This window comes from Verrucomicrobiia bacterium (genome assembly GCA_026414565.1).
GTDB lineage: Bacteria > Verrucomicrobiota > Verrucomicrobiia > Limisphaerales > Fontisphaeraceae > Fontisphaera.
Window position 1 is genome coordinate 50,209 of sequence record JAOAIT010000017.1, and the last position, 15,000, is coordinate 65,208.

Here is a 15,000-nt window from a genome sequence, read left to right on the forward strand (position 1 = left end):
GGGGGGGGAGGGGGATGAGTTTTGCTTTTGCGCCGGGCGGCTTGGGAGTAAGTTGAGGGTATGGCGCAGGACGACTTGTTTGCCGCGGCGGAATCGGGTGCGCCGGCGGCGTCGGCCGCCGGGGAGGGCGCCGCCATGCACGCGGCCCCGCTGGCGGCGCGCATGCGGCCGAGGACGCTGGAGGAATTTGTTGGGCAGCAGCACCTTCTGGCCCCCGGCCTATTGTTGCGGCGGGCCATCGAGTCGGATCGCATACAATCGCTGATTTTCTACGGGCCGCCGGGGACGGGCAAAACCACGCTGGCGCGGATCATCGCCCGGCACACGCGCTGCCATTTTGAACGCCTGAGCGGGGTGGAGTCGAATGTGGCCGACATGCGGCGGGTGCTGGCGGCGGCGGCCTACCGGCTGCAGCAGACGGGCCAGCCGACGGTGCTGTTTGTGGACGAGATTCACCGCTTCAACAAGGCGCAGCAGGATGTGCTGCTGCCGGAGGTGGAAAACGGCGCGATCCGGCTCATTGGGGCCACGACGCACAATCCGTTTTTCTTTGTGAATTCGCCGCTGGTGTCGCGCTCGCAGATTTTCGAGCTGCAGCCGTTGAGCGAGGAGGAATTGCTGGTGGTGCTGCGGCGGGCTTTGGCGGATCGGGAGCGGGGGCTGGGGGGGATGCCGTTGCGGGCGGAGGAGGAGGCGCTGCGCCACCTGGCGCGGGTGGCCGATGGCGATGCGCGCAAGGCGTTGAATGCGCTGGAGATTGCCGCCCTGACCACCCCCGCCGGGCCCGATGGTGTCATCCACCTCACCCTGGCGGTGGCCGAGCAGAGCATCCAGAAGAAGGCCATTGTTTATGACGGGGACGGGGACGCGCATTACGACACGATTTCGGCGTTCATCAAGTCGGTGCGGGGCAGCGATCCGGATGCGGCCTTGTACTGGCTGGCCAAGATGATCCATGCCGGGGAAGATCCGCGGTTCATTACGCGGCGGCTGATGATCCTGGCGGCGGAGGATGTGGGGCTGGCCGATCCCATGGCGCTGGTGCTGGCGGTGGCGGCGCATCAGGCGGCGGAGTTTATTGGGTGGCCGGAGGCGCGCATTCCGATTGCCGAGGCCACGGTGTACCTGGCCACGGCGTACAAAAGCAACAGCGCCTACCTGGCGATTGATGCGGCGTTGGAGGATGTGCGCTCCGGGCGCACGCTGCCGGTGCCGAAGGCGTTGCAGGACACGCATTACGCCGGGGCGGCCCGGCTGGGACATGGCGAGGGTTATGAGTATGCCCATGATCATCCCGGGCACTTTGTGGCGCAGGACTATTTGGGGGCGGTGCGGCATTATTACCAGCCCGGCACGCTGGGGACGGAGAAGAAGATCAAAGAACGGCTGGATTATTGGCGGGCCCAGTTGGACGCGGCCAAGCAAGGCGGGACCACGGCGGCAGGCCCGCCGTCCAAACCGCCCCCGACATAATGCCGGCCTTGGGCGGGGGGCCGGGAGGGGAGCGGGCCAGCTTGCGGTGGATGGGATGACATGAACGCAGCGGACATCAAAGCCCAATGGCGGCGGCAGATGCGGGAGCGATTGCGGCAAGTGCCTGCGGCCGAGCGGTTTGAGGCCTCGGCGGCGGTGGTGAAGCTGGTGCGGGCGCAAGCGGGCTGGCGGCAGGCGGCGGGGGTGTTGCTGTATTCGGCCCTGCCGGATGAGCTGGACTTGAGCGCGCTGCTGCAGGCTGCCCTGGCCGAGGGCAAGCGGGTGGGGCTGCCGGCGTATGATGCCGGCGCCGGGCAGTATGCGGTGCGGGAGGTGTGGGATCTCGAGAAAGGTTGGGTGGCGGGCCGTTATGGCATACGGGAGCCAGGCCCGGAAAATCCAAAAATTTCGTTAAAGTTGCTGGACTTGGCCATGGTACCTGCGCTAGGTTTTAATCAGAATGGCGTCCGTTTGGGACGCGGGGCTGGATATTATGACCGGTTGCTGGCAGGCTTTACCGGTCGCAAGTGGGGCGTGGGATATGCCTGGCAGGTGGGCCTGGAATTTCCGGGCGAGCCGCAGGACGTGGCCATGGAGGCTGTGGCCACACCGTTGGGCCTCCAAATGTTTGGGGCCGCGGGTACAACATGATGTTATTGGCCGGAATTGAAACCCCGATCGGGTTGGCAGCCCTGGCCGGGGGTGTGATGCTGGGTTTGCTGCTGGCGCGCTGGCGGGAGAAATGTGCCCGCACGGCGCTGGCCCAGCAGGAGCAGCAAATCCTGCAAAACGCCCGCCGGGAGGCCGAAGCCATCACCCGTGAAGCGCGCCTGGCCGCCGCCGAGGAGGCCATGAAGCTGCGCACCGAGAACGAGCAGGCGATCGCTGCCCGCCGCCGTGAACTGGCCGAGGCCGAGCAGCGGCTCACCCAGCGCGAAGCCCTGCTGGCCCAGCAACTCCAGGCCGCCCTTGAGCGCGAAGCTTCGCTGGAAACCCAAAAACTGGAATGTCAACGCCGGGCGGAGGCCCTGGCCCAGCAGCAGGAGGATTTGGCGGCCCTGATGCGTCAGCAGCGGGAGCGGCTGGAGTCCCTGTCCCACTTGAGCGCCGAGGCCGCCCGGGCGGAATTGTTGCGGGAGGTGGAGGCTGAGTCGGCCCAGGAGGCCGCCGCCCTGGCGCGGCGCATTTTGGATGAGGCGCGTCACACGGCGGATGAGAAGGCGCGTTTCATCGTGAGCCTGGCCATACAGCGGTACTCCGGCAGTTTGACCTTTGAATCCACGACGGCCACGATCGCCCTGCCGGGCGATGAAATCAAGGGGCGCATCATTGGGCGGGAGGGGCGCAACATTCGCGCCTTTGAGAACGCCACGGGGGTGACGGTGTTGATTGACGATACGCCGAACGCCGTGGTGTTGAGCGGCTTTGATCCGGTGCGGCGCGAGATAGCCCGGGAGGCGATGCAACGGCTCATTCAGGACGGGCGCATTCATCCCACGCGCATCGAGGAGGTGGTGGCCAAGGTCACGCAGGAGATGGATGAAACGATTTATCGTTATGGCGAGCAGGCGGCCCTGCGGGCGGGGGTGAACAGTCTGCATCCGGAGATCATCAAGGTGTTGGGGCGGTTGCATTTCCGGCACAGTTTTTCGCAAAACATCCTGGAGCATTCGGTGGAAGTGGCGCATCTGGCCGGGTTGATGGCGGGCGAGCTGGGGGTGGATGTGGCGTTGTCCAAGCGCGCCGGATTGCTGCATGACATCGGCAAGGCGGTGAGCCACGAAGTGGAGGGGGCCCATGCGCTGGTGGGGGCCGAGCTGATCAAGCGTCATGGCGAGCCGGAGGTGGTGGTGAAGGCGGTGGCGGCGCATCATGGGGATGTGGAGGTGGACGGGCCGATCAGCGCGATTCTGGCGGCGGCGGATGCCATCAGCGCCTCGCGTCCCGGGGCGCGCATCGAGACGATGACCACCTACCTCAAGCGCGTGGAGGATTTGGAGCGCATCGGGCGCTCGTTTGCCGGTGTGGACAAATGTTTTGCGGTGCAGGCCGGGCGCGAGCTGCGGGTGCTGGTGCAGCCGGAGCGGGTGGACGATGCGCAGGCGCTGGTGCTGGCGCGCAACATTGCCCGGCAGATCGAGGAGGAGCTGCAATATCCCGGCCAGATCAAGGTGGTGGTGCTGCGGGAAACCCGCTGCGTGGAGCTGGCCAAGTAAGCGGCCCCCCGTGCCGGGGCCGGGGCCGCACGCCTTCCCCTGCCGAGGATCGTTACTGCCGGGCCGAAGAGAGGCCCGGCTGCAAATGGGGTTGAAACTTTCGCGATTTTCGCCATCATCACGGCCATGAACCGCCGTCAATTTCTCGCCGCCAGCGGCGCGACAGCCGCTGTCACCGTACTTTCTGCCAACCGCCTGTTTGCCGCCGAGCTGGCCGACATGAAAAAGCGTGTCGGGCTGATTGGCTCCGGCTGGTATGGGAAATGTGATTTGTGGCGGCTGGTGCAGGTGGCGCCGGTGGAGATTGTCTCGCTGTGCGATGTGGACCAGAAGATGCTCGCCGAGGCCGCCGACATGGCGGCGCAGCGGCAGCTCAGCAAGAAGCGGCCGCGGACGTACACCGATTACCGGGAGATGCTGAAGGAGAAGGACCTGGACATTGTCCTAATTGGGACGCCGGATCACTGGCATGCGCTGCAAACCATTGCGGCCATCCAGGCGGGGGCGGATGTGTACGTGCAAAAGCCCACCAGTGTGGACGTGGTGGAGAGCCAGGCCATGCTGGCCGCCGCGCGCAAACACGGGCGCGTGGTGCAGGTGGGCACGCAGCGCCGCAGCACGCCGCACCTCATCGAGGCCCGGGATCGGGTCATCAAGGAGGGGCGTCTGGGCAGGATTGGCCGCGTGGAGATTTGTTGTTACTGGCACATGCGCGCCCGGGGCAATCCGCCGGACACGCCGCCGCCGGAAAACCTGGACTACGAGCTGTGGACCGGCCCGGCGCCGATGCGGCCCTTCTGCCGCTTCACGCATCCGCGGGGCTGGCGGGCGTTTATGGAATATGGCAACGGCATCGTGGGCGACATGTGCATTCACATGCTCGACATGGTGCGCTGGATGCTGGATTTGGGGTGGCCCAAAAAGATTTACTCGAGCGGCGGCATCTTGGTGGACAAGGCCAGCAAGGCCAACATCAGCGACACCCAGCACGCCGTGTTTGACTATGGGGACTTCCAGGTGGTGTGGAATCACCGGACATGGGGGGACAATCCGGACAAGGATTATCCCTGGGCGGCCACCTTCTATGGGGAGAAAGGCACGCTCAAAGCCAGTGTGTTCAAGTACGAGTTTTTCCCGCAGGGCAAGGACAAGCCGGAGCTGCGCGGGGAGCCGTTGTACGAGTACGAGAAATACCCCGAAGACCGCACGGAAAAAGACTTGGAGCAGCATTGCGCCTCGGCCATCCGGTGGCACATGCAGGACTTTCTCAAGGCCATCGCCAACCGCGGGAAACCCGTGGCCGATATTGAGCAGGGCGTGACTTCCACCATTGCCTGCATCCTGGCCAACATTTCCATGGACTTGGGCCGCGCCCTGGTCTATGACCCGGCCACCGGCAAGGTGGTGGGCGATGAGGAGGCCAACCGGCGGCTGGCGCGTCCCTACCGCGCGCCGTGGGTGCATCCGCAGCCGCAGCAGGTGTAGGGACGGGGTTTGCGGGATTTGCCATGCCCAAACCGCCCAAACGTTCCCGCATCAGCGCCGGCCTGTTGATGTACCGGTTTCGGCCGGACGGGCCGGAGGTGTTGCTGGCGCATCCGGGGGGGCCATTTTTTGAACAGCGCGACTGGGGTTATTGGAGCATTCCCAAGGGGGAGGTGGAGGAGGGGGAGGACATGCTGGCCACGGCGATCCGGGAGTTTTACGAGGAAACGGGCATTGCCGTGCCGGCCACGGCGGAGTTTGAGCCGCTGGGGCAGATTCAACAGAAGGGCGGCAAGGTGGTGCATGCGTGGGCGGTGCTGGGGGAGATTGAGCCGCGGAATCCGCCGCCCAGCTCCACCTTTGAATTGGAATGGCCGCCGGACTCGGGGCAGATCCAGGTTTTTCCGGAGGTGGATCGGATTGAGTTCATGCCGTTTGAGCTGGCGCGGCGCAAGATCAAGATCACGCAGGTGCCCCTGCTGAACCGGCTGGAGGAGCGGTTGAAGAAAGGCTCTTGAGCGGGGGCAATCCTGTTGTCCCCGGCCCATGATTGAAACTCAGGGCGTGCGCTCGTGCCGTGGTGGCAGGATGCGGCGGCCTAGCGCTCGTCGTCCAATCCCTGGCGTCGGGCCTGCAGGACGCGGCTGGTGGGCACGTAGTGGGCCACAAAGTCGCGCCGGAATTCGGCAAAGGTGCCGGCCTGCAGGTGGGCGCGGATGTCCTGCATCAGGCGGAGGTACATGTGGCTGTTGTGGACGCTTACCAGGCGCAGGCCCAGGATTTCGTTCACATTGAGCAGGTGCCGGATGTAGGCCCGGGTGAATCGCCGGCAGGCAAAGCAATCACAGCCCTCTTCGATGGGGCGGAAATCGGCCTTGTAGGCCCCGCCTTTGATGCTGAAGGTGCCGCGGCGGGTGAAGGCGGTGCCGTTGCGGGCCACGCGGGTGGGCAGCACGCAATCGAACATGTCCACGCCCCGCGCCACCAGCTCAACCATTTGGGCGGGGGTGCCGAGGCCCATGGTGTAGCGGGCTTTGTGCGCCGGCAGAAAAGGCTCGGTCATTTCCACCGCCTTCATCATTTCCGGCTCCGGCTCGCCCACGCTCACGCCGCCGATGGCGTAGCCGTCGAAGTCCATGGCCACCAATTTTTTGGCGCATTCTTCGCGCAAATGGGCCACGGAGCCGCCCTGAACGATGCCAAAGACCTGCTGGCCGGGCGCGCGGGGCTGCTCGCGGCACTCCAAGGCCCAGCGGAGGGTGCGGTCCACGGCGGCGCGCAGCTCGCGCGGGGGGGCGTCGTGAGGGGGGCATTCATCAAAGGCCATGGCGATGTCCGAGCCGAGCACCCGCTGGATGTGCATGGCTTCTTTGGGCCCCAGGAAGAGCGGCGAGCCGTCCAGATGGGAGCGAAACTCCACGCCGTGCGCCTTGATTTTGCGGATGCTGGCCAGGCTGAACCCCTGAAAACCGCCGCTGTCGGTCAGAATGGGTTTGTCCCAGCTCATGAACCGATGCAGGCCGCCGGCCTGCTCGAGGATTTCCAGTCCGGGGCGGATGAACAGATGATAGGTGTTGCCCAGGATGATTTGCGCGCCCATTTCCTCCAGTTCACGCGGGTCAATGGCCTTGACACTGGCCTGGGTGCCCACCGGCATGAAGACGGGGGTATCCACCACGCCATGCGGGGTATGCAGCCGCCCCAGCCGCGCCTTGGAGGCGGGATCGGTTTTTAGCAATTCAAACATCCCCCGCATGATGCCATTAACCGCCCCGGCAAATGAAGCCGAAACCGGCGGTCATGCCCTGAGACTGGCCGCGGGGGGCCGTTGTGGCGGCACGGGGGGGCGGCGGGCGGTGGGCGGTGGGCGGTTTGGGCTGACGGGGCAGTAGCAGGAGTTGCCCTGGGGGAAAAAAGGCGCACGGGAAGATTGACAGGGGGCAGGCGCTCCCTTAAGTTTTTGCCGAACTAGACGCTTTACAGCATGTTAGTCAAAATTTTCTTAATCCTGGCGATCCTCGCCGGCATCGCGGCGGTCATCCTTGGCTTCACGCAGGTGAAACCCAAGATTGAAGGTTTGCAGCAGAACCTGGTGGAGGAAACCACCGAGCGCATCAAGCAGACCAAGCGGGCGGAGAAGGGCGAGAAGGAGCGGGATCAGGCCCTGTCCGATTTGAAGAGCGAGCGCAACGCCCACAGCCAGACGCGGACGCGGTTGCGGACGGCCGAGGATAACTTGGCGGCCTCCGAGCAGCGGAATCAGCAGTTGCAGGCGCAGATTAACAAGCTGCAGGGTGACCTGACGGCGGCGCGGCAGAATCTGGCGGCCTGGGATGCGCTGGGCATCAAGGTGGAGGAGGTCAAGGGGCTGATGAACAATCTGGCCGAGGAAAAGCGCAAAAATGAAGTCCTGCAATCGGAGAACAAGGTGCTCAACCAGCGGGTGGCCATTTTGAAGCGGCAGTTGGATGATTTGTTGCAGCCGGATCCCTCGGATCGGGTGGAAGAAGGGGTGCCGCTGCCCACGGATTTGAAGGCCAAAGTGGTGGCGGTGGATCCGAAATGGAATTTTGTGGTGCTGGATGTGGGCAGTGACCAGGAGGCCCGGGAGGGCGGCAACATGATCATTTACCGTGATGGCAAATTGATTGCCAAAGTGAAGATTCAGAGCGTCACGGCCAGTTCTTCCATTGCCACCATCATGAGCGGATGGAAGATCACCGACGTGCAGGAGGGGGATCTGGCCCTGCATCGGCCGGTGAAACCCAAGGTGAGCCAATGAAAGCGTGGAGCCTGCTTTGTTGTCGGCTGATTGGCGGCCTGGTCCTGACAGGTTTTGTGCTGGGATTGTGCGGGTGCGGCTCGGTGGAGAAGGATGCTTCCCATGTTTCGTCGCGCCCGTGGAATGCCCCGAAAGCCTGGGAGGGCGGGCTGCCCACCAGCTTGAATGAGGGGCGGTAAGCCAGCCCCGGGCTGGGGGGTTCATACTTTACTTCCGGGGCGGGCTGGGATGTTGGTGGGAGGTGGTGCTGCCCCGAGGGAAGAGGGGCGGTTGTCTTCAAATCTGATTCGGCGGGTTGCGTTTTTTTTGTTTTTCCTCGTGCTGCTGACCAGGTGGATTTTCTGCGTGAAGGGGCTTGGGGCATAGACCCTTTGGCGTGGGGCGCCATTCACGCTTTACAGGGAGGGCTGGCGTGGCCACACTGCTGGGCATGAAAACAGCCTGGCTTGTGAATCGTCGCCGATTTTTGCGGGGACTGGCTTTGGCGGGTACCGCCGCGGCTTTACCTGAGATCATTCCCGCCCGGGTATTGGGCGCGGAGGCGCCCAGCAACAAAATCACGGTGGGCGCAATTGGGGTGGGGGGCATGGGCTCCGGCAATTTGGGCGGATTTCTGGGGGATCGCCGGTGCCGGGTGCTGGCGGTGTGCGATGTGGATCGCGGCCATCGGGAGCGGGAGCAGAAGCGGGTCAACAGCCATTATGGCAATCAGGATTGCGCGGCCTACAAGGATTTCCGGGAATTGATTGCGCGGGATGACATTGATGTGATTTCGCTGGCCACGCCGGACCACTGGCATGCGATTCCGGCCATCATGGCGGCGAAGGCGGGCAAGGACATTTACGGGGAAAAGCCCTTCAGCCATGATTTGAAGGAGGGCCGCGCGATGGTGACGGCCATCCATCGTTATGGGCGCATCTGGCAGACCGGCTCGTGGCAGCGTTCGACGGGGGATTTTCGTTTTGCCTGTGAGCTGGTGCGCAACGGGCGCATCGGCAAGGTGCATACGGTGGAGGTGGGGCTGCCCACCGGCGGGGCGGGGGGGACGGCGCCCTTTACGGACCCGCCGCCGGAGTTGGATTATGATTTTTGGTGCGGGCCTTCGCCGTGGGCGCCGTATTCGCGGGATCGCACCCACTGGAATTGGCGCTGGCAGATGGATTACGGCGGCGGGCAGTTGATGGACTGGATCGGGCATCATGGGGACATTGCCCAGTGGGGGCTGGGCACGGAATACACCGGCCCGGTGGAGATCAACCCCATCCGCGCCGAGTTTCCCAAGGTGGGCATCTGGGATGCCGCCACGCGCTATCGGATCGAGTGCACCTACGCCAACGGGGTGAAGATGATTGTGCAGAACGCGGAGGGGAGCCATCGCATGGGGGCGCGGTGGATCGGGACTGAGGGCTGGGTGTGGGTGGACCGCGGGGGTTTTGAGACCGAGCCGAAAGAGCTGAAAAAAGACAAAATCCGGCCGGAGGAAATCAACCTGTACCGCTCGCAGAATCACATCGGCAATTTCATTGATTGCGTGATTTCGCGGCGCCAGACCATCACGCCCGCCGAGGTGGCACATCGCTCGGCGAGCATCGGCCATTTGTGCGTGATTGCCATTACGCTGGGGCGCAAGTTGCGCTGGGATCCGGAGAAGGAGGAATTTCTCAACGATCCTTCGGCCAATGCCCTGCTGGGGCGCGCCAAACGCGAGCCGTGGAATATCATTGTGTAAGGCCTGCTGGAGAACCCCCCCTATTGCATTAAACGTGTTATGAAAAAGATGTTTTCGCTGATTTTCACCGCGCTGTGGGCGGCCGGGGCCGCCGCGCCGGCGCAGACGCCCGCCGATCCGCTGGATGGGCTGGCCCAATATACCTTCAGCCAGAGCCGCGAATCGCTGGCGCGGGTGGAGGAGTTGATTCGCAAGACGGCCCCCGCCGACTATCCGGCGGTGGAGGCGCGATTGATCGCCATTCTCAAGGCGCCTGGCACGTCCAAGGATGCCAAGCGTTATGTGTGCCGTTACCTGGGGGTGGTTGGCTCGGCGAAGTGTGTGCCGGCGGTGGCCGAGCTGCTGACGGATCCTGATTTGTCCCATCCGGCCCGCATGGCGCTGGAGCCGCTGGCCGCGCCCGAGGCCGGGGCCGCCCTGCGCGCGGCCCTGCCCAAGGTGGAGGCCCGGCTGCGGGCGGGGATTTTGGGCTCGATTGGGGTACGGCGGGATCCGCAGGCGGTGGAGGTGGTGGCCCGATATATCAGCGATCCTGATCCCTGGGTGGCTGAGACGGCGCTGGCGGCGCTGGGGCAGATTGGCACGCCGGCAGCAGCCAGGGTGCTGGCCTCGGCCAATGTGCCGCCGGCTCTCAGCCGCGCCCTGGGACGGGCGGAGATTGAGGCGGCCGCGCAGCTTACCGGCACCGGCAACGCGAAACTGGCCCGTGGCATTTTTGAGAAGTACCTGGGGGCCCAGCAGCCGCGGGCGTTGCGGGTGGCGGCGGCCAAGGGCATGGTCAGCGTGCTGCCGCCCACGGAAGCGGCCCGCTGGGTGGCCCAGAGTTTGCAGGGCGACGATGCCGCCCGCCGCGAGGGGGCCCTGTCCGGTTTTGCGGAGTCGAAGAACCGTCCCCTGCAAGCCGCCGTGGTTGGGGAGCTGCCGCAGTTATCGCCCGGCGGGCAGTTGCTGTTGCTGGGTTTGTTGCACGATTTGCCGGAGGTGCCCGCCCGCGAGGCGTTGTTGCAGGTGATTCAGGCCACGGCTGATGAAGTGGTGCGGGCGGCGGCGCTGGATTGTCTGGCCCGTCACGGCACGGCGGCCGATGTGCCCCTGCTGGCCGGGCGCGCCGCCGGGACGGGCGCGGCCGCCGAGGCCGCCAAACGGGCCTTGCAGCGGCTGGGCAAACCGGGCGTGGACGAGGCCCTGCTGAAACTGGTGGAGAGCAGCGCGCCGGCCATCAGCGCCGTGGCGGTGGACGTGCTGGCGCAGCGCCGCACGGACGCGGCGGTGCCGGGCTTGTTGCGCATCATGAAGAATCCTGATCCAGCGCTGGCCGTGCGCGGGGTGCGCGCCCTGGGGGTGATTGGCAGACCGGAAAACGTGAAAGACCTGGCCGGGTTGATTGCCACGGCCACGCCCGCCGAAGTGCGTCAGGCGGCCGAGGCGGCGGCAGCGGCCATCTGCCGGCGCAGCCCGGACAAGGCGGCGTTGTCCGCCCACATTCTGCCCGTGTTGCAGAGCAACCCGGCGCCGGAGGCGCAGGCGGCGTTGCTGCGTTTGCTGGTATATACCGGCGGGGAAAACGCGTTGCAGGCGGTGCTGGCGGCGATGAAACATGCCAACGCCGCCGTGGCCAAAGCGGCCACGGAGGCGCTGGTGGGCTGGCCGGATTTGGCCGCGGGGCCGCACCTGCTGGCCCTGGCCAAAAACGCCACCGATGCCAACCAGAATGTGGTGGCGCTGCGTGACGGCTGCCTGCGGCTGGCGGAGATGGAGGAGCTGCCCATGGCGGGCCGGGTGGAGCTGCTGCGGGGGGTGCTCGAGAATGCTCGGCGGCCGGAGGAGAAGAAGCGTGCCCTGGCGATTTTGGCGGATTTGCCCCTGCCGTCCGCGCTGGAGACGTTGCAGGGCGCCACGCAGGAGGCTGCGTTGCAGCAGGATGCCTGGGCGGCGATCATCCGGCTGGCCCGCCAGATGGGGGGCGTTTATCCCAAGCAGGCGCTGGCTGCGCTTGAACAGGCGCAAAACCAAAATTTGCCGGACACACTCAAACAACAGGCCGCGCAGGCGCTCAAGGCGGTGCAGAACGCCGGCCTTTCGCCTGAGGGATTCATTGTGTCCTGGCTGGTTTCGGGGCCTTACACGAAGGAGGGCAAGGATGGGGCGGCGTTGTTTGACGAGGTTTTTCCCCCGGAGCAAACCGGCGGAAAAGCCGAGTGGCGACCGGTGACGGCACCGCGCAACGGGGTGGTGGCGCTGGACAAATTGTTGCGGGGAGGCAATGACCGGGTGGCCTATCTCAAGACGCAGATTGTTTCCGAGCAGGAGCAGGAGGCGCTGTTGGAGATGGGCAGTGACGATGGCATCAAAGTGTGGCTCAACGGCAGGGTGGTGCACAGCAACAACGCCGTGCGCCCCTGCACGCCGGGACAGGACAAAAAGAAAATCCGCCTGGTCAAGGGGGTCAATGCGTTGCTGGTCAAAATTACGCAGGGCGGCGGCGAATGGGCCGGGGTGGTGCGCCTGCGGACGGCGGACGGCAAGGACATAGCCAACGTGCTGGTCGGCCCGGCGGCGGAATAATCTGCGCGCGGGATTGACAAAAGCGGCGCCGTGCCTAAGCTAGGGGGCGACAGGTCGCGGGTGGCGCGTTCGTCTATCGGTTCAGGACGCGGCCCTCTCAAGGCCGAAAGATGGGTTCGATTCCCATACGCGCTACCAGATCATTTCCGAGATTTTCCCCGCTTAGACTCCTCCGCCACCGGAGCAGGCAGGCCTTTTGCGGCCGGAGGGAGGGGAAAAAAAGAGCAGCCCGCGCGGGGCTGCTCTGGTGTTGGATAAAGGTGGCGGGCGGCCTACTCTGTGCGCAGGCGGTAGAACTTGCGCGCGGCGTCGGCCGGGATGTTCAGCCGTACCTGGCCGTCCACTTCCTCGGGGGTTAGGTTGACGCGCATCCACTGCGGGTTGACCAGATCATCGGTGGCTTCCAAGTACACGCCGGGGAGGCCGGCCGGCCAGCGGAAGGTGAGCTGTCCGGCTTCGGTGGCGGTGCTAATCTGCGGCGTGGGCAGGGCCAGCGCGAGGTTGCGCCCGGCCCAGGTGGTTTCGGTCAAGGGTTGCGCATGCAGGTTGGCCACTTCGCGGGCCACGGGCTGGCTGGCAAAGCTCAGCGCCACCGGGCCGCGGGCGTCGGGCCGGACAGCAAAGGAGACGAGCACCACCTGGTGCAAGCCGGCGGGGTAGGTTTGGCCGGCCTGCAGAGAGAGCGCCATGCCCACGCGGCCCTGAGCGGCTTGGGCGGGGTTTTGATTCAACACCGCCGAGGTGCCCGCCGGCGAGACGGCCTGGGCCTGGACAAACGTGAGCTGGGCCGGGTTGAACTGCAGGCTGAAGGTCAGGGCGCTTTCCGTGCCGTTGGCGTGGAGCATCACGGGCACGGTGACGTTTTTACCCAGGAGCAGCGATGTTTCAGCCACGCTTACAGTGCAGGCGTTGCCATTGGCATTTTTGCCTGCCAGTGCCTGGCGCACCAGACCCGGCGGGGCAAAATTCGTCGGGCCGCTCACAATGGCCAGCGGGTCCAGACCGGCGGCGTAACGGCCAGCCTGCACCCAGTCGGAGGCGGTGAGGAGGCCGTTGCCGCCCTCGCTGCGCGGGGCGCAGTCGGCACGCTGGAATTCCGCGCCGGCGGCCGGGGTGTCCAGTGCGGCCACGAAGCGGCCCACCTGGACCCAGTCCACCACCGTGACCAGGCGGTCAGGCGCGCCGCGTGGCGCGACATCGGCCTCGTATTCGGTGGGCATCAGATTAATCACCCCGCTGACGTATTCGGCTTGGAGCACTTGCGCCTGGGCATTGGCCACCTGTTGCGTCAGCGGCGAACTGCTGAAACTCAGGGGGGTGGTGTAAGACCCCGCCATCGGTAGGGATTGAAAGGTTAACCGCGCTATTTCCTGGGTGCCGACGGGCATGGTCGCGCCGGAAGGCAGGCTGATGGCTACGCCGATGCGGCCCTGGGACAAGAGGCTGAGATTGGTCAGGAAGGTGGCATTGGTGAGGGAAGGCCCCGGCTCCACCCGCAGCAACTGGAGGCGGCTGGTGCTGACGGTGAGGCTGAACTGCATGGCGTTTTCCGTTCCGTTCGCCGCGAGGACGATGGGCACTGTGAGTATTGAGCCAGCCATGGTCAAGGCGTTGCTCACGATGAACTTGGGGGGGGGCAACTGGACAGTGAGTGTGGCCACCGTGCTGGTGGCGGCCCCAAATTCGTTGGTCACCACCACCTGATAAGCGCCCGCCTGCGCCAAGGTGACGGCGCTCAATGTCAGCATGTCACGGGTGGCTCCCGCCAAGGGTGCGCCATTGAAGTACCACTGGAACGCCATCGGCGGCGAGCCTGAGGCCCTGAGGAGCAGCGTAACACTTTGCCCCACCAGGACTGTGGAGGATCGCGGCTGTACTGCGATGGTGGGGGGTGATGGCTGCACAGTGACCTGCGCCACCAAGGCGGTGGTCACGCCAAAGGCATTGCTGGCCACCAGACTATAGCTGCCCGAATCGGTCAGGGCTGCGGCGGAGATGAATAATTCGGCGGAGGTGGGTTCGGTCGTCAGGTTGGTGCCATTGAGCTGCCACCAAAAACTCATTGGGCGGTTGCCCAGCACAGTGGCAGTCAGGCGCAGCGGATTACGCAGGGCCACGGTAACTTGCTGATTGGTGCCCGCAATGGAAGGTGGGATTTCCGGCGGGCATTTGCCCAGGCTGCCCGCCAGGTAAATGCGGCGCACCTCCTCATCAGTTAAGGCACGATTGTACAAAGCGAATTCGTCCATTTTACCCTTAAAACCATAAAAACCTTGCCTTGATCCCAAATAAATCGGCAGACTGGTGCGTGGTGGCTCAGTCCCGATGAAGGAGCTGTTCACGACTTCGCCGTTTATATAGAGCTTTGCTATTCCACTTGACTCCTCGTAAGTTAAAGCGATGTGAGACCACTGGTTCGATTTTATCGCTCCGGCGGGGCTTGTTAAAATGCGGTCGATCAAATAAGAGTTTTTAAGATTGGCGTACAGCATTCCCGGCACATCCCATGAGCCGTTCATGTTGATCCAGATATGGAGTCCGTAATTGTAGGGGCTCGAGAATTCAAAAAGTGCTTGTTGAGTAATGGTCTCGTCGGGATTAATCCATCCTTCAATGGTAAGGTTTCGCACGTTTAATTCCGGCGCAGCAGGAATCGTCACCATTGAGGACCCGCCGGCAAAGCCAAAAGCCTGGCCAACTATTCCATTAGTGTAATAAACGCCATTAGACAGGCTACCGTGGTGTTTCCC

General features: G+C 64.5%; 12 protein-coding genes and 1 tRNA gene. 11 read left to right on the forward strand and 2 right to left on the reverse strand.

From position 1 onward, the window contains the following. Positions 1-60 precede the first annotated feature (60 nt). The 5 genes from N3J91_04010 (at position 61) to N3J91_04030 (ending at position 5,692) form a co-directional block, all read left to right on the forward strand. A complete protein-coding gene (locus N3J91_04010) occupies positions 61-1,473 on the forward strand; it encodes a replication-associated recombination protein A (protein MCX8155604.1) in 1,413 nt (470 codons plus the stop codon). Between the two features lie 60 nt (positions 1,474-1,533). After that, positions 1,534-2,124 (forward strand): 5-formyltetrahydrofolate cyclo-ligase, encoded by a 591-nt coding sequence (locus N3J91_04015; GenBank protein MCX8155605.1) that lies wholly within the window; start codon positions 1,534-1,536, stop codon positions 2,122-2,124. Further along, positions 2,121-3,689, forward strand: a complete 1,569-nt coding sequence (gene rny / locus N3J91_04020; GenBank protein ID MCX8155606.1) for a ribonuclease Y — start codon at positions 2,121-2,123, stop codon at positions 3,687-3,689. Before N3J91_04015 ends, rny begins: the two co-directional genes overlap by 4 nt. 126 nt (positions 3,690-3,815) lie before the next feature. Further along, positions 3,816-5,174: a Gfo/Idh/MocA family oxidoreductase gene (locus N3J91_04025; GenBank protein MCX8155607.1), complete on the forward strand. Its 1,359-nt coding sequence runs from the start codon at positions 3,816-3,818 to the stop codon at positions 5,172-5,174. A gap of 23 nt (positions 5,175-5,197) precedes the next feature. Continuing rightward, positions 5,198-5,692 (forward strand): NUDIX domain-containing protein, encoded by a 495-nt coding sequence (locus tag N3J91_04030; protein MCX8155608.1) that lies wholly within the window; start codon positions 5,198-5,200, stop codon positions 5,690-5,692. Positions 5,693-5,772: 80 nt separating this feature from the next. On the opposite strand, the gene tgt is transcribed toward N3J91_04030, so the two are convergent. Further along, positions 5,773-6,921 (reverse strand): tRNA guanosine(34) transglycosylase Tgt, encoded by a 1,149-nt coding sequence (tgt, locus tag N3J91_04035; GenBank protein ID MCX8155609.1) that lies wholly within the window; start codon positions 6,919-6,921, stop codon positions 5,773-5,775. A gap of 7 nt (positions 6,922-6,928) precedes the next feature. Here tgt and N3J91_04040 point away from each other — a divergent pair, with 7 nt between their 5' ends. From N3J91_04040 to N3J91_04065, 6 genes are all read left to right on the forward strand, one after another. Then, positions 6,929-7,066 (forward strand): hypothetical protein, encoded by a 138-nt coding sequence (locus N3J91_04040; protein MCX8155610.1) that lies wholly within the window; start codon positions 6,929-6,931, stop codon positions 7,064-7,066. A gap of 92 nt (positions 7,067-7,158) precedes the next feature. Next, on the forward strand, positions 7,159-7,956 hold the full coding sequence (locus tag N3J91_04045) for a hypothetical protein (protein MCX8155611.1): 798 nt from the start codon (positions 7,159-7,161) through the stop codon (positions 7,954-7,956). Next, positions 7,953-8,135, forward strand: a complete 183-nt coding sequence (locus tag N3J91_04050; protein MCX8155612.1) for a hypothetical protein — start codon at positions 7,953-7,955, stop codon at positions 8,133-8,135. The genes N3J91_04045 and N3J91_04050 overlap by 4 nt, the downstream gene beginning before the upstream one ends. Before the next feature lie 251 nt (positions 8,136-8,386). Further along, the gene (locus N3J91_04055) at positions 8,387-9,685 is read left to right on the forward strand and encodes a Gfo/Idh/MocA family oxidoreductase (protein MCX8155613.1); all 1,299 of its coding nucleotides are present in this window, start codon (positions 8,387-8,389) and stop codon (positions 9,683-9,685) included. Positions 9,686-9,724: 39 nt separating this feature from the next. Continuing rightward, on the forward strand, positions 9,725-12,250 hold the full coding sequence (locus N3J91_04060) for a HEAT repeat domain-containing protein (protein MCX8155614.1): 2,526 nt from the start codon (positions 9,725-9,727) through the stop codon (positions 12,248-12,250). Positions 12,251-12,312: 62 nt separating this feature from the next. Further along, positions 12,313-12,388: transfer RNA gene (locus N3J91_04065), tRNA-Glu, on the forward strand. Positions 12,389-12,522: 134 nt separating this feature from the next. Here N3J91_04065 and N3J91_04070 read toward each other — a convergent pair. Next, positions 12,523-14,913 (reverse strand): immunoglobulin domain-containing protein, encoded by a 2,391-nt coding sequence (locus N3J91_04070; protein MCX8155615.1) that lies wholly within the window; start codon positions 14,911-14,913, stop codon positions 12,523-12,525. Between the last annotated feature and the right edge of the window lie 87 nt (positions 14,914-15,000).